Here is a 14,192-nt window from a genome sequence, read left to right as displayed (position 1 = left end):
GTGCCGCCTCGCCGATCACTCACCAAAGAACGCGTACTACGAGCCGCGATCGAGGTCGCCGATCGCGGCGGCGTCGAGGCGATGACAATGCGGCGGGTGGCGCAGCACCTGGGCGTGGAGGCCATGTCGCTGTACCACCACGTGCCGAACAAGGACGCGATCCTCGACGGCGTCGTCGACGCGGTGTTCGCGGCGATCGAGCTGCCCGGCCCCGAAGACGGCGATTGGCGCGACGCGATCCGCGCACGCGCTTCGTCCGCACGCGCGGTCCTGTCGCGGCACAGCTGGGCTCTCGGCCTCCTGGACTCCCGCCGCAATCCCGGGCCGGCGACGCTGCGCCACCACGACGCGGTCCTGGGGGTCTTCCGACGGGCGGGATTCACGCTCCCGATGGCAGTGCACGCCGTCTCGCTCATCGACAGCTACATCGGCGGATACGTGTTGCAGGAGTCGAGTCTTCCGGCGAGCGACGACCTCGCGAAGGTGGCGGACGACATCCTGGAGAACCTGCCGAGAGACAAGTTCCCTTATCTGGCCGAGGTGATCTCCGGCCACGCGATGCGACCCGGCTACGACCACACGAGCGAATTCGCCTTCGGGCTGGAGCTCATCCTGGACGGACTCGAAGCCCGCCGGAAATGATTCAAAGGGTCTTTCCCGGCATCACGAGGGCCAGCCGCGCGACCGGCGGCAGCGGCACCTGTTCCGGCACGGCCTGGAAGGACTGGATCACCAGCGCGGCGAACCGCCGGGACGCGGCGACCTGCGCGGCGGGCGACGCGGCCTGGATCCCGTTGTTGGCCATGAGCATGAGGATCAGATCGTCGAGCACGAAGTCGGAGCGGAGTTTCCCGGTGTCCTTGGCCCGGCAGGCCAACTCGGCGATCGCCTTGAGCGCGTAATCGCGGTCCGCGGTGAAATCCACCGCTTTGGGAAAAGCCGACACGAAGGCCGCGGTGAAACCCCGGTCACGCGAGTGCAGCTCGCAGATCTTCTCGATCACGGAACACAAGCCGCACCAAGGATCCGGATCGGCGAGCCCCTCGTCGACGACGACGTGGCACATCCTCATCTGGTCGGCGAAGGCCTCCGTCGCCAGGATCTCCTTGGTCGGGAAGTGGCGGTACAGCGTGGCGGGACCGACTTCGGCGCGGCGCGCGACCTCCCGCATCGGCACGTTCAACCCTTCGGCGGCGAACAACGCGCGAGCCGCTTCGAGGATGCGTTCCCGGTTGTCCAGGGCATCCGAGCGCGGGATCCGAGACAAACGACTGGTCACCACTCTCACTTTAGCCAAAACGGACGGGGGCGTCCGTTAGCGTCGGCCGCCGGTGATCAACGACCAGGAGACGAAGATGCGAGCAGTCGAGATCCGGAAGTTCGGCGCCCCCGAGGGCCTTGCCGTGATCGAGCTACCCTCCCCCGTTCCCGCCGCGGGTGAAGTGCTGATCAGGGTGGAAGCGATCGGCGTCGGCGGCGTCGACACCGTGATCCGGAGCGGGGCCCTCTCGGGTTTCGGCTTCCGGGAAGGACATGTTCCCGGCAACGAGGTGGCGGGCACCGTCAGCGCGGTCGGCACCGGGGTCGATCCGGCCTGGGCCGGGCGGCGCGTCTGGGCGTTCACCGGTGAGGGCGGCGGCTACGTCGAGCAGACGGCCCTCCCGGTCGAGAAGGTCCTGCCCCTCCCCGGCGACCTGTCCGCCACGGACGCGGTGGCACTCGGGACCTCCGGCATGGTGGCCCATTTCGGTCTCGCCCATGCCCATTTCGCCGACGGCGAGTCCGTACTGGTGCGCGGGGCGGCGGGCAGCATCGGGATCATGACGGTGCAACTCGCGGCGGCCGGTGGCGCGAGCGCCGTCGCGGTCACGACGTCCTCGGCCGAACGCGGCGACCGCCTGCGCGAACTGGGCGCGACCCACGTGCTCGACCGTTCCGGTGGCGGGCACGGCCCCGCGGGTTACGACGTGATCATCGACATCGTGTCCGGTGCGGACATGCCTTCCTTCTTCGACAGGCTGAATCCGAACGGCCGGATGGTGCTCGTCGGCGTGGTGGCGGGCATGCCACCGGCGGACTTCGGCACGAAGCTGATGGCGACGTTCCGGAAGTCCCTCTCCTTCGCGGCCTTCAGCGCGGATTCGATCCCGGAGGCGGATCGGCGCGCGGTGGAGGCGGAGCAGTTCGCCGCGGCGGCCCGTGGTGAGCTGCGCCCGATGGTGCACGAGGTGCTTCCGCTGGAGAAAGCCGTGCTGGCGCACCGGAAGATGGACGACGGCGAAGTGTTCGGCAGGATCGTGCTGACGCCGTAGTCCTGTCCTTTGTGGAGTGCACGTCACCCGGTCAGTGCACTTTCCCCCATTGCGTGCGCGCTCGCACTAGGCTGCCCACTCGTGCCCGATCCGATGACCGAGGGAGCCTGCTTCACGGCTGTCGGCCTGCGGCCGCTCTCCGACGGCGAGGGCACCGGCGCGTACTGCGTGAACGACGCCGGGACGATCGTGGGCGAGTCGGGGTCGCGGCCGGTGCGCTGGGATCGCGACGGAAGTCCGACTCTCTTGCCGATCCTCGACGGCTTTTCCGGCGGCCGGGCGGTCAGTGTCAACGCCGCGGGCGTCATCGCGGGCTCGCTCTACCTCGGCGAACACCTCCGGCCGGTGTGCTGGCTGCCCGACGGCCGGGTGCACGCGCTCGAACTCGCCGCCGGAATGGTCTCCGGTACGGCGTGCCGGGTGAACGAACGCGGCTCGATACTGGGGAACGCGATGTGGCCGGGCTACCACTGGCGAGCCTTGCGCTGGGAGCCCGGCGGCGAAGCCGTCGAACTCGGCACCCTGCCGGGCGGAGGCGAGACCCAGGGCCACGACCTGAACGGGTTGGACGAGGTCGTCGGATCGGCCAAGAACGGCACTGGGCTCAGGACCGCGGTGCGCTGGACGCCCTCGGGGAAGATCAGCAAACTGCCCCCGCCCCGCCGTACGACGGCCTGCGGTATCACCGACGCCGGCGCCATCCTCGGCGACGGGGTCGTGTGGAACCGGGACGGAGGCACTGTCCTGCTGACCGGGGAACCGGAGTTCCGCGCGGGACAGGTCGTCCGGATCACCGGACACGGTGTCACGATCGGCTGGGGCGTGACGCCGGACCGGCACGGCACCTGCGCGCGCTGGGATCGTGACGGACGGCCCACCGTGCTCCGTCCCCTGCCGCAGGACCTCGCCAGCATGTGTTTCGACATCGACGAAGCCGGGACGGTCGTCGGCGAATCCGGGAGCGAGGGAACGGTGCGCCCGGTCCGCTGGGACGCCGACGCGACACCGTTCCCGCTCCCGTCGCCTCGCGGCATCACGGCGATCGTGGCCCAGCACATCAACGCGAACGGCACCGTCGTCATCGGCTACGGCTTCGCCGAGGACACCTCCACCTATCGCGGGATCGCCTGGCACCGCACATGATTCGACGGTGCGTCAAGCGGTCGCGAGGTCGATCGCGCGCCGCATCGCCTCGTCGAGCGGCGTCCCGAGGCGAAGGGCCGTTCGCCCGGCGGCGAAAACCGCGCCGGTGACCGCGCCGACGACCGCCGCGGCGTCGATCTCGTCGAGTTCGCCCTCGCAGGCTTGGCACAGCGCGGCCGAAAGCCGCTGCTGAGCGTCGAACGCGCGCCGCAGCATCGTCGCGCGCAACGACGGCACCGACGTGATCAGGTCCAGCCGGATCCGCTCCGGCTCGGCCGCCGGATCGCGCGGCCCCGCCCCCGCCTCGGCGAGCATCCTGAGCATCGCGCGCCGCAGAAGCCGAGGCGCCGCCTCGCCCGCCTCGCGCGCCGCGAGGACGTCCAGCCCCGCTCGCAGGATGTGCTCGCCGTCGTCGGTGAGGACCAGGTCTTCCTTCGTCGCGAAGTGATTGAAGAACGTCGCGGTCGACACCTCGGCGGCCGCGGCGATCTCGGCGGTGGTCGTCCGGTCGTAGCCCTGCCGCTCGAAGAGCCGGTACGCCGTCTCGATCAACGCCTTCCGGGTGCGCCACTTCTTCCGCTCCCGCAAGCCCACCGGTTCGCTCATGCCGAGAGCATACTGGAGCCGGACCAAAATTAGAGCTACTCTAATTTTAGAGTGAGTCTTACTACTTGAGGAGAGGCCCATGACCATCGACGCTTTCCTGGACCGGCTGGAGTACCGCGACCCCGTCCGGCCGGATCTCGCCACGCTGCGGAAGCTGCACCGGGCGTGGCGGCTGCGGGTCCCGTACGAGAACTTCGACGTCCAGCTGGGCAGGCCGATCCTGCTCACCCCGGACGCGCTGATCGACAAGTTCGCCCGCCGCGGCCGCGGCGGGCTCTGCTACGAAATGAACGGCGCGCTCGCACTTCTGCTGCGGGCCGCCGGGTTCACCGTGACCATCGTGGAAGGCGCCGTCCTGCGCGCGACCCGTGGCGAGGGTCAATGGGGCAACCACATCGCCCTGCTGGTCGACGTCGACGGCGAATCCTGGCTCGCCGACACCGGGATCGGGGACGCTTTCCTCGAGCCGCTGCCGTTACGGGAAGGCACACACTGGCAAGGAGAACTGGCGTTCCGGATGGAACGCCTCGACGCCGGAACCTGGCGGATGCACCACCATCCGGGCGGCACGATCGACTCGTCCGACTTCCGCACCACACCCCGCGAGATCACCGAGTTCGCCGAACGGGCCCGAAACACCTCGCCGGACTCCGCGCTCGCCAGGGTGCTCGTGGCACAACATCATCGCGACGGCCGCGAGCTGGCCCTTCGCGCCCGCACGGTCAAGCGTGGCGACGGCGACCGCCGCACACTGTCCACTCTCGACGAATTCGCCGAGACACTGCGGGAATTCCGGATCCCGCTGGAGGACTTCAGCGCTGACGAGCCGGCGGCACTGTGGGCCAAGACCGAAGAGCAGCACGAGGTCTGGCTGGCCATCCAGGCGAACGCCGCACGAGCCTGACCGGGCTTGTCAGTGGTGATTCGGGAGCAGGCCGGGTCCCGAATCACCACCCATACCACTCACGACCTCAGTCGCGCCAACGATTGTTGAGGAAGGCGTCGTCCTCGTCGTCCGCCGGTGCCGGGCGTGCGCGGGGAGCGCGCCGGGGGGTGTCCCGCCCGGTGTGGGCGGGTGGCGCCTCCGAAGCGAACGGAGCCGCCATGTCCACCGGGTCGTCTCCGAACGCCGACCCGGCGCCCGGCTCCGCGTGCGACCGGTCGGTGCTCCAGCCGGACTTCGTCTTGCGCTGCCCCAATTCCCGCCGGTGCTCGACGTAGCGCTGGGCGGTTTGGACCTGTTTGGTCATGAATTCCTGCGCGCCGGCCTTGATCTCGCCGGCGCGCTGATCCCGCAGCGCCCGGCGCTCCGCCTGCTCGCGGACGAGACCATCCAGGGTCGCCTTCATACCGGTGGTGTCATCGGCGCTCATCTGTTCTCCCCTGCCCCGGCTCACCGCTTACGGGTGACCGACTGATCCTCATCGTCCAGCAGCGAGCCGGTGATCCGGCCGGTGGGTTCGTTGATCTGGTCGAACACCTCGCCCTCGATCCGGTACGCGCGGTTGCTCCGTTCCTGGTCGCCGCCCGCACCGCCCGCTCCACCGGCGCCCATGCCGCCCATCGGTGGCATCGCGCCACCGCCGAACGACTGTCCGCCCGGCCCGCCCATCGGGGCCGACGGCGCACCCGAAGCCACGGGTTGCGGCTGATGGGTCGTCGCACCACCGCCGGTGTGCAGGCCCTCGGACAACGACTGGCCCGTCGCGGGGCTCGCGGTTTCGAAAGGCATTGAAGACACTGCAGGCATCGAAGGCGACGAAGCGCCACCACCCCCGCCGCCGCCGGAACCACCGCCGCTGACGTCACCGGCGGCGATGCCGTCGGGCACCGTTCCGCCGCCACCCTGGTGCGGGGTGAACGCCGGACGGGGCTCGGGCTGCGTCGTGCCGGTGACGGGAGTGAGCGGCTGCGCGGCCTTCTCCGCGAGGGATTTCTCCTCGCCGAGCGTGTACGTGGTCGGCTTACCGGTGCCGTCGTCGACGGTGACGACCGTCGGCCCGGACGGTCCGTCGGGACGTTCGGCGGTGATCTTCAGATCGCCGTCCTGGATGTGGATCTTGCCGTCCGGACCCGGGCGGTGAACGTCGTCCTTGTCCGGCTTGCCGTCGTCCGACCCGGGAGCGGAGCCCAGCTTGGACTCGTCGCCGTCGCCGGTCCAATCGAGCTTGAAGTCCTTGGCGGGCCCGGAACCATCGCCGACCTTGATCTCCAACTCGCCGTCTTTGTCCGGCTCGGTCATCTCGAAGGTCGTGTCGCCCTGCTTGACCTTGAGAGTCTCGCGTTCGCCGTCCTCGGCCTTGTCGCCGTCCTCGCCTGGTTTGTCGCCGGTGAGCTTGTCGCCGTCTTTACCGGGCAGCTCGTCGTCGAGCTTGTCCAAGGCGTCGGAGGCCTTCTTCTTCGCCTCTTCCGCGGCCTTCTCGTCGGCAGCCTTGGAATCGGTGTCCTTCGAGTCACTATCGCCAAGGCCGCCAGGGGCATCGCCCATCTTGTTCAGCGCGTCGGACGCCTGCTTCTTCGCGTCCTCAGTGGCCTTCTCGGCCGCGGCCTTGGCCTCGGCGGCGGCGTCCGTGTTGCCCCCGCCGCCACCCGGGCCACCGCCGGTGCCGCCACCAGGACCGGAGCCGCCGGAACCGCCCAGGTCGGCACCGGTGGGACCGTCACCCAGCTTGCCCAGCGCTTCGGAAGCCTGCTTCTTCGCGTTTTCGGCCGCCGCGGCGGCCTGCTTCTTCGCCTCTTCGGCCGCGGCCTTCTGCTCGTCGCCGTTCGACGGCGGCGGAGCCGAGCCCGAGGGCGACGTCTGGTCCTTGTTCGCCTCCGGCCCACCGCCGAGGCCGCCACCGGGGCCACCGCCGGAGCCGCCCGGCGTTCCGCCCGTGCCGCCCTCCGGAATGTTCACCTCGGGGACCGGCGGAGGCTTGACCTGACCGCCCGGACCGGAACCGCCCGGCCCCGACCCACTCGGGCCCGAGCCGCCACCCGGACCGCTGCCCGAGCCGCCTTCCGGGCCGCCGCCAGGGCCGCCACCCGGTCCGCCGCCGGAGCCGCCGGTGAAGTCCGGGGCGTTGCCCGGACCACCACCGGGCCCACCGCCGGTACCTGGACCGCCACCGGTACCCGGACCACCGCCGGGACCGCCGCCAGGGCCCCCTCCCGGACCGCCCTGTCCACCGGTGAAGTCCGGGGCGCCGCCACCGGGACCACCGCCCGTGCCGCCGGGTCCGCCACCCGTGCCACCGGGACCGCCCGCGCCACCGGCACCGCCCGCGCCGGCGCCTTCGAACTCGTTCTTGACCTTGCCCATGACCTTGTCGAGCTCGTCGTAGGCCTGGTTGACGAAATCCTTGGTTTCCTTGCAGGACTTGGCGAAGCCCTCGTAGATGATGGTCCACATCTCGGGAATGAACTGCCGCTGGATCCACTGCTTGGCGAGGTTCTGGCCCGCCTTCTTGAACTCGTCGTCGTCGCAGCAGCCGTCGTTGTTCAACTGCTGGACCAGGTTGGAGCCGAAGTTGACGTCCATCCAGCCCGCGATCGCGCCGAGGTCCTCCTTGCCGCTCTTCTCACCGGCGGCGATGGCGATGACCTTCTGCGCCATCGGGAAGTCCGCTTTGCCGACGATCTCCTTGTAGAGGTCGATGACCGTGTCGGCCTTGCCCTTGCACAGTTTGAACACCGTGGCGGTGGTGTGCAGTGTGGCTTCGCTCGCGCTGTTCAGCGTCTGGGAGAGCTTCTTGGCCTTGGGGAGGATCTTCTCGTTGTAGTTCTCCGACGAGGCGTCCGCGGCGTTTCCGGTCCAGGTCCCGTAAAGGGTGTTCAGCTGGGAGCCGGTGTCGTCCATGGCCTTGTCGATGGTCTTCGAACCGGTCTTGAAGTGGGCGGCGTCGTCGACGAAGTTCTTGAAGCTGATGCCGCGCTGCTCGTCGAAGGGCTTCTTGATGTCCTTCTCGAAGTCGAGCGCGCGGGTGGTGCCCCGGCAGTCTTCCGGGAGCTTCGCCAGCAGCGAGCCGAAGGTCTCGAAGACCTTGAGCGCGGGCACAGCGGCGTCGAAGATCTCGTCCGACGTCTTGGTCCCGGCACCCTCCGCGGTGGGTTCCTTGGTGTCGTCGAGCTTTTTGTTGCCGTCGTCGACGGCCTTCTTCTCCGCGTTCCGGTTGAAGCTGGCCTGGTCGCCCGCGCCTTTCGCGTCCTTGTAGACCTTGTCGATGTCGTCGTCATACGGCAGGAGCGGGTGAGCGTTGTAGGACGCCGCGTACTTCTCGGCTTCCTTGCGCTTCTGCTTGATCTCCTCCGGCTCCTGGTCCGCCGTCCACGGCGGAGGCGCCGGATGCGTCCGCATCCACGAGCCGATGAGCTGGGTCTTCTTCTCGGCGGGAACGGCCGGGTCGTCGAGGACGGCTTTGACGTCGGTCCAGGTGGTTTCGGTGGCCACTAGCGCATCCCCGTCTCGGTGATCTTGTTCTTCTGCTCGTCCTCATTGGTGCCGTAGGCGGTGCCGGCGGTGCCGAGGTTCGTGCCGAACGAGCCGAGCGTGGTGCTGTACCCCTGGACCGACGCCCACAACGCCGCCACCCCGTCGGTGTACTTCTTCGCGTGGTCGCCGTGAGCCTGGCCGAAGCCCGCCGCGTTCACCGGCGTACTCGACAGATCCGGATTGTCCTCGAGCAACTGCTCGGTCAGCTTTCCGATGTTCTTCGACGCCGATGAAAGCGCATCGGTCGCCGCGGTGAAGCCCCCGCTCATTCTTTTCAGCGCCTTTCGTCGGATCCACCGGCATTACCGCCGAGTGCCTCTGCGAGGACTTCGGCCACCGACCCGATGTCGGTGAACCGGTCCAGCTGGTCCAGATCAATTCTCACGTCGTGGTAGATCTCCAGCGCCGACAGGAGTCTTATCCGTCCCTTGGAGTCGATGCCCAGCTCTTCGAGTGGTGCGTCGAACTCGATTTCGGCGGGATCAAGCCGAAAAGTCTCGCTGACGACCTTCACGACCTCCGCGCGGTGATCACCCACGGGGCCGACTATAACGCGCCCTCGCCGCCGCACGCGCGACCTTGCCACTGGAAGTGCGCGGAAGGTCACCGGAGGGAACCAGACGGACCGATCGCAACGTCAGATCATGTTCCCGTGACACCGCGCGCAATACCACTCTGGTGACTTCTTTGACATCGGCTTCGGCGTTCTTTGCCCATTCGGCTACCAACATCGCCCCTTCGCCCATTTCGTCCGAGATTCCGAAGGCGGCGACACGATCGCGGCGGATCGCCGGATGCGCTTCCCCGGCCACCGCTTCGATGTCCTGCGGATGGAAATTGCGGCCGTCGATGACGATGAGGTCCTTGAGCCTGCCGGTGATGTAGAGGTCGCCGCGGTGGAACACGCCGAGGTCACCGGTGCGCAGCCAGCCGCCGAGGCCGTCGAGTTCGCCCGCGAACGCGCCGGCGACGACCGGGCCCCAGTATCCCGCGGCGACGTTCGGTCCGTGGATCCAGATCTCCCCGGCGAGGCCGTCGGGCCGCGCCACCCCGTCGCGGACGATCCGGACCCGCTGTCCGAGCGGACGGCCGACCGAGACGAGCTCCTGGCCCTCGGGCACCTCGATCGCCCGGCCCTGCGCGAGGGCCTCCCTGTCGAACACCGCGCCCCGTGGTCCTTCGGCGCCCGCGCTCGCGACGTACACAGTGGCCTCGGCCAGGCCATAGGACGGACGATGCGCTTCCGGCCGGAATCCGCGCGGGCCGAAGGCTTCTTGGAAACGCGCGACCGTACGCGGCCGGACCGGCTCGGCGCCGTTGAGCGCGACCCGGACGCCGGAGAGGTCGAGCTCGTCACCGGCCTCGCCGGCGGCTTCGACGGCCAGGTCGAAGGCGAAGTTCGGCGCGGCGGTGAACACGGCCGGGTGATCGGCGAGCTGGCGGAGCCATCTCACGGGCCGGTGCACGAATTCGGCGGGCGACATGAACACCGATCGCGCTCCCGCGTGAACCGGCAGGCAGAGCAGCTGGATCAGGCCCATGTCGTGGAAGAACGGGATCCAGCCGGCGCAGGTCGTACCCTCGTCGACGGCGTAGGCGCGACTCGCCTGCCAGCACGCCGCGGCGACCGCCCGGTGCGGGATGACGGCACCGGCGGGCTCCCGGGTCGACCCGGACGTGTACTGCAGGTAGGCGGGACTCTCAGGGGCGACAGGGAGCGGATCGATGCCCGGTCCGGAGACCTCGTCGACCACGATCAGCTGCTCAGGTGTCCCGGCCTCGCGCACCTTCACGGCTGCGGCAGCGGAGGTCAGCCACACCTTCGCGTCGCAGTCCGCCAGCACACCGGTGAGCCTGCCTCGCTGGGCAGGGCTGCCCGGAGCCATCAACGGTACGGCCACGAGGCCGGCGGCGAGCGCCCCGAAGAACGCCAACGGGTAATTCAGGTCCTGACCGGTGAGCACGGCGGCGCGATCACCCGGCCGTGTGACCCGGCGCAGTGCCCCGGCGACCACTCGCACCCGGGAGACGAACTCCGTCCAGGTGACCGTATGGTCCAGACCGGCGCCGTGGTCCTGATGCGTGAACAGCGGGCGCGGGTCGGCTTCGCGAGCGAACAGCCGCTCGACGATCGAGGTGCGCAGCACCTGTTCCGGCACATCCTCCGGCGACGCGGTCATATCCGGCAACGTACTGGAACCGCCGGGAGGGCGCTCGGACGGCCCGCGTGACCGACCGTCCTAAGTAGACGATCCTCGGCGCGATCCGCCGGCATTCGCTCTTGTGAATTCCGGACAGAAGACCGGACATTCCTCGCCCTTTCGCCGACCTCGGCCGCACACTCGGCGGGCAGTGTGTTTCTTTCCCCCGGCCTTGGAGGACTAGACCATGCGTCGAAGAATCGCCCTGGCAATCGGCGGCGCCGCCGTCCTGACCGCGAGTCTCACTTCCGCCGCCCTCGCCCCGATCGCGCAGGCTTCCCCCGGACTGATCGCCGCCATGCAGCGGGACCTGGGGCTCACCGCCGCGCAGGCCTCGACCCGGCTCACCCAGGAAATGACCGCCTCCCGGGTGCTGCCCGGGGCCCAGCGGGCCGCCGGCGCGGCGTTCGGCGGCGCCTGGTTCGACCCGGCACGCGGCGCACTCGTCGTCGGCGTGACCGATCCCGCGGCGGCCGCCGCCGTCCGGCAAGCCGGTGCCGAACCCACCGCGGTCGCGATCAGCGCGGCCCGGCTCGACGCGGCGAAGGCCGAGATCGACTCCTCGACCAAGACCCGGCCCGCCCCCGCCGCCGTCAGCGGCTGGCGTGCCGACCCGCGCAGCGGCAGTGTCGTGGTCGCCGTCCGCCCGGGCGCACACGGCTCCGACGTCGACGAATTCCTCGCCAGGGCAAGGAAATCCGGTCCGGTCACGGTGGTCACCGCCCCCAAGGCCGAACCGTTCGCGGCCGGCACCGTCGGCGGTGACCCGTACTACATCAACGGGAACACCCGCTGCTCGATCGGCTTCTCCGTCCACGGCGGATTCGTCAGCGCCGGCCACTGCGGCGGCAACGGCAGTCCGGTCGTCGGCTGGGACGGCTCGGCCATGGGCAGCTTCGCCGGTTCTTCCTTCCCCGGCAACGACTACGCGTTCATCCGGATCGGCAACGGCTGGTGGACCGCACCGGTCGTACTCGGCTGGGGCACGGTGAGCGACGCGCTCGTCCGCGGATCGTGGGTCGCGCCGGTCGGCACCTCGGTGTGCCGGTCCGGTTCGACCACGCACTGGCACTGCGGCACCGTGCTGGGGCACAACGAGACGGTCAACTACTCGCAGGGCGCGGTGCACCAGATGACCCGCACCAACGTCTGCGCGGAACCCGGCGATTCCGGTGGCTCCTTCATCACCGGCGACCAGGCGCAGGGCGTCACCTCCGGCGGCTGGGGCAACTGCGGTTCCGGCGGCGAAACCTGGTTCCAGCCGGTGAACGAGATCCTGCAGACCTACGGCCTGTCGCTCGTCACCGCCTGACGTCACACCACCCGTGGCCTTTCACCGTTTCGGCGGTGGAAGGCCACGCCTGCGCCCGCCTCACCGACGTGAGGTGGCGAACAACCGGTCCAGCGCCGAGCGGCTCTCTTCGGCCAGCGCGCGGTAGATCACCAGCAGCTGATCCGAATCCTGCAGTGGCGTGAGCACCTCGTAGTGCAGTTCGAGCTCGCCGGCCTCGGGATGCCGCATCACCTTGCGCCCGCGGCCGTTGACCTTCACGTCACGTTCGGCCCACAACCTCGCGAATTCCTCGTCGGCGGTGAATTCGGCGATGAGCTCGGTCAGGGCCTGATCGTCCGGATGCGCGGCCCACGCGGCGCGCAGGTGGGCGATCCCCTCCCGGACGAGACGTTCACGGTCCGCGTAGAACTCGCGGATCTCGGGATGTTTGAGGCACAGCCACATCGAATTGCGCTGCGAGGGCGGCAAGGTATCGAAATCCACCAGGAGCCTCGCCATTTCGTCGTTCCAGGCCAGGATGTCGTAACGGTGGTTCATCAGCATGGCGGGCAGCGGTGACAGGTCGGCGACCAGCCGGGCCAGCGGCGGCGCCGCGGTGGTCGCGAGCTTGCCGTCGTTGCGGGGACGCTGCCGGGCCAGGTCGAAGAGGTAGGCGCGTTCGTCGGGGGCCAGGCGCAATGCACTGGCCAGCGCCTCCACGACGTCCGCCGAGGGCCGCAGCCCGCGAGCCTGCTCCAACCGCACGATGTAGTCGATGCTGACCCCGGCCAGTTCGGCGACCTCCTCGCGGCGCAGCCCCGGGGTCCGCCGGGACCGGCGGCGCGACGGCAGCCCGAACGCATCCGGGTCCAGGCGTTCGCGCCGGGTCCGCAGGAACGCGGCCAGCTCCTGTGTCGTGTCCACGGTGGAGGTCGTCATGCCCGGTCCAACAGCGAGGGTGGGACCGCTGTTCCCAGGAAGTCCTCTCCCTTAACCCCTGCTCGCGGCGGTCGCAGACTCGTCTTCGACCACGGATCACGAGTACAGGAGGACACGATGTCACTCACCCTCGACACCTACCGGCTGCTGGGCCGGTCCGGGCTGCGGGTCTCCCCGCTGGCGCTGGGCGCGGCGACCTTCGGCACCGAATGGGGCTGGGGCGCCGGGCGGGACGAGGCACGCAAGCTGTTCGATCACTACGTCGATCGCGGCGGCAACTTCATCGACACCGCCAACACCTACACGGACGGCAGCTCCGAGCGGCTGCTGGGCGAATTCGCGCGAGACAACCGCGAAAGCCTCGTGCTGGCGACCAAATACACGACACTGCGCCGCCCCGGCGACCCGAATTCCGGCGGCGGCCAGCGCAAGAGCCTGTTCGCGTCGGTGGAAGCCAGCCTGCGGCAGCTGAACACGGACTACATCGACCTGCTTTACCTGCACCTGTGGGATTTCACGACACCGGTCGAGGAGATCCTGCGCGGTATGGACGATCTGGTCCGCCAGGGCAAGGTCCTGTACGTGGCGATCTCCAACGCACCGGCCTGGGAGGTGTCGCGGATGCAGGCGATCTCCGACCTGCGCGGCTGGTCGCCGCTGGTCGCGCTGCAGATCGAGTACAACCTGATCGAGCGCACCGGGGAACGCGACCTGATCCCCATGGCACGCGAGATGGGGCTGGGGGTGGTCCCCTGGTCGCCACTGGCGGGCGGCGTGCTCACCGGGAAGTACGACCGCGACGACTTGGCCCCGGCCGAGGACGGCACCCGCAAGAACTTCAACCTCGCCCTGGGCACGCTCACCGAACGCAACCTCGCGATCGTGGACGTCGTGAAGGAGGTCGCCGCGGAACTCGGCCGCACACCCGCCCAGATCGGGCTCGCGTGGACCCTGCGGAACCCGGGCGTGACGGCACCGATCATCGGCGCCCGCACCCCCGCCCAGCTGGAGGACAACCTCGGCGCGCTGGACGTCGAGTTCACGACCTCGCAATTGGCCCGCCTCGACGCGGCGAGCGCGATCGAACTCGGCTTCCCGCACGACCTGCTCGCCCGTGACACGACCCTCGCGCTGACGCGCGGCGACATGACGATCGAACCGCGCCGCTGACTTCACGGGTCTCGGCGCCACCAGGGACAACATCGGCGGGTAGTGAGGGGCCCCTTCCCTACCTTCAGGGTAGG

Annotated in this window: 14 protein-coding genes; 6 read left to right on the top strand and 8 right to left on the bottom strand. The window is 69.4% G+C overall.

What is annotated here, in order from left to right:
• Positions 1-642 (top strand): TetR/AcrR family transcriptional regulator, encoded by a 642-nt coding sequence (locus DL990_RS25255; protein ID WP_125800110.1) that lies wholly within the window; start codon positions 1-3, stop codon positions 640-642.
• Position 643: 1 nt separating this feature from the next.
• Here the strand turns inward: DL990_RS25255 and DL990_RS25250 are convergent, their stop codons facing one another.
• Entirely contained in the window at positions 644-1,279 is a 636-nt protein-coding gene (locus DL990_RS25250) for a TetR/AcrR family transcriptional regulator (RefSeq protein WP_125800109.1), read from the bottom strand.
• Between the two features lie 76 nt (positions 1,280-1,355).
• On the opposite strand from DL990_RS25250, the gene DL990_RS25245 reads away from it, so the two are divergent.
• Entirely contained in the window at positions 1,356-2,312 is a 957-nt protein-coding gene (locus tag DL990_RS25245) for a zinc-dependent alcohol dehydrogenase family protein (RefSeq protein ID WP_125800108.1), read from the top strand.
• A gap of 81 nt (positions 2,313-2,393) precedes the next feature.
• Positions 2,394-3,455 carry a hypothetical protein gene (locus DL990_RS25240; RefSeq protein ID WP_233620562.1) on the top strand — a complete coding sequence of 354 codons (1,062 nt, stop codon included), beginning with the start codon at positions 2,394-2,396 and terminating at the stop codon, positions 3,453-3,455.
• Positions 3,456-3,467: 12 nt separating this feature from the next.
• Here DL990_RS25240 and DL990_RS25235 read toward each other — a convergent pair whose 3' ends face one another.
• Entirely contained in the window at positions 3,468-4,061 is a 594-nt protein-coding gene (locus DL990_RS25235) for a TetR/AcrR family transcriptional regulator (protein WP_125800107.1), read from the bottom strand.
• A 79-nt stretch (positions 4,062-4,140) separates the two neighbouring features.
• Between DL990_RS25235 and DL990_RS25230 the strand changes: the two genes are divergently transcribed.
• Entirely contained in the window at positions 4,141-4,965 is an 825-nt protein-coding gene (locus tag DL990_RS25230; RefSeq protein WP_125800106.1) for an arylamine N-acetyltransferase, read from the top strand.
• A gap of 67 nt (positions 4,966-5,032) precedes the next feature.
• Here the strand turns inward: DL990_RS25230 and DL990_RS25225 are convergent, their stop codons facing one another.
• From DL990_RS25225 to DL990_RS25205, 5 genes are read right to left on the bottom strand one after another with little or no spacing between them, the layout of a single operon-like run.
• Positions 5,033-5,434, bottom strand: a complete 402-nt coding sequence (locus DL990_RS25225; RefSeq protein WP_125787430.1) for a hypothetical protein — start codon at positions 5,432-5,434, stop codon at positions 5,033-5,035.
• Positions 5,435-5,454: 20 nt separating this feature from the next.
• Positions 5,455-8,493, bottom strand: coding sequence for a WXG100 family type VII secretion target (locus DL990_RS42325; RefSeq protein WP_125800105.1), 3,039 nt, complete (start codon positions 8,491-8,493; stop codon positions 5,455-5,457).
• Positions 8,493-8,804 (bottom strand): hypothetical protein, encoded by a 312-nt coding sequence (locus DL990_RS25215; protein WP_034311561.1) that lies wholly within the window; start codon positions 8,802-8,804, stop codon positions 8,493-8,495. The genes DL990_RS42325 and DL990_RS25215 overlap by 1 nt, the downstream gene beginning before the upstream one ends.
• 5 nt (positions 8,805-8,809) lie before the next feature.
• Positions 8,810-9,073, bottom strand: a complete 264-nt coding sequence (locus DL990_RS25210; RefSeq protein ID WP_199746585.1) for an acyl carrier protein — start codon at positions 9,071-9,073, stop codon at positions 8,810-8,812.
• Positions 9,066-10,715: a fatty acyl-AMP ligase gene (locus DL990_RS25205; protein ID WP_199746584.1), complete on the bottom strand. Its 1,650-nt coding sequence runs from the start codon at positions 10,713-10,715 to the stop codon at positions 9,066-9,068. Before DL990_RS25205 ends, DL990_RS25210 begins: the two co-directional genes overlap by 8 nt.
• Before the next feature lie 208 nt (positions 10,716-10,923).
• On the opposite strand from DL990_RS25205, the gene DL990_RS25200 reads away from it, so the two are divergent.
• Positions 10,924-12,048, top strand: coding sequence for a S1 family peptidase (locus DL990_RS25200; RefSeq protein WP_125800103.1), 1,125 nt, complete (start codon positions 10,924-10,926; stop codon positions 12,046-12,048).
• A 60-nt stretch (positions 12,049-12,108) separates the two neighbouring features.
• Here DL990_RS25200 and DL990_RS25195 read toward each other — a convergent pair whose 3' ends face one another.
• Complete coding sequence (locus DL990_RS25195) at positions 12,109-12,948, bottom strand: helix-turn-helix transcriptional regulator (protein WP_125787426.1); 840 nt, start codon at positions 12,946-12,948, stop codon at positions 12,109-12,111.
• A 117-nt stretch (positions 12,949-13,065) separates the two neighbouring features.
• Here DL990_RS25195 and DL990_RS25190 point away from each other — a divergent pair, with 117 nt between their 5' ends.
• Entirely contained in the window at positions 13,066-14,118 is a 1,053-nt protein-coding gene (locus DL990_RS25190) for an aldo/keto reductase (protein ID WP_125800102.1), read from the top strand.
• The last annotated feature ends 74 nt before the right edge of the window (positions 14,119-14,192 follow it).

This window comes from Amycolatopsis sp. WAC 01416, assembly GCF_003947485.1.
In the GTDB taxonomy this organism is placed as follows: Bacteria; Actinomycetota; Actinomycetes; order Mycobacteriales; family Pseudonocardiaceae; genus Amycolatopsis.
The sequence above is the reverse complement of the archived record's forward strand: the minus strand, read 5'-3'. Positions and strand labels throughout refer to the sequence as shown.

Excerpts from the sequence above, each read along its gene's own strand:
- DL990_RS25245 (WP_125800108.1), top strand. The coding sequence starts at position 1,356 with ATGCGAGCAGTCGAGATCCGGAAGTTCGGCGCCCCCGAGGGCCTTGCC.
- DL990_RS25235 (WP_125800107.1), bottom strand. The coding sequence starts at position 4,061 with ATGAGCGAACCGGTGGGCTTGCGGGAGCGGAAGAAGTGGCGCACCCGG.
- DL990_RS25230 (WP_125800106.1), top strand. The coding sequence starts at position 4,141 with ATGACCATCGACGCTTTCCTGGACCGGCTGGAGTACCGCGACCCCGTC.
- DL990_RS25225 (WP_125787430.1), bottom strand. The coding sequence starts at position 5,434 with ATGAGCGCCGATGACACCACCGGTATGAAGGCGACCCTGGATGGTCTC.
- DL990_RS25215 (WP_034311561.1), bottom strand. The coding sequence starts at position 8,804 with ATGAGCGGGGGCTTCACCGCGGCGACCGATGCGCTTTCATCGGCGTCG.
- DL990_RS25205 (WP_199746584.1), bottom strand. The coding sequence starts at position 10,715 with ATGACCGCGTCGCCGGAGGATGTGCCGGAACAGGTGCTGCGCACCTCG.
- DL990_RS25200 (WP_125800103.1), top strand. The coding sequence starts at position 10,924 with ATGCGTCGAAGAATCGCCCTGGCAATCGGCGGCGCCGCCGTCCTGACC.
- DL990_RS25195 (WP_125787426.1), bottom strand. The coding sequence starts at position 12,948 with ATGACGACCTCCACCGTGGACACGACACAGGAGCTGGCCGCGTTCCTG.
- DL990_RS25190 (WP_125800102.1), top strand. The coding sequence starts at position 13,066 with ATGTCACTCACCCTCGACACCTACCGGCTGCTGGGCCGGTCCGGGCTG.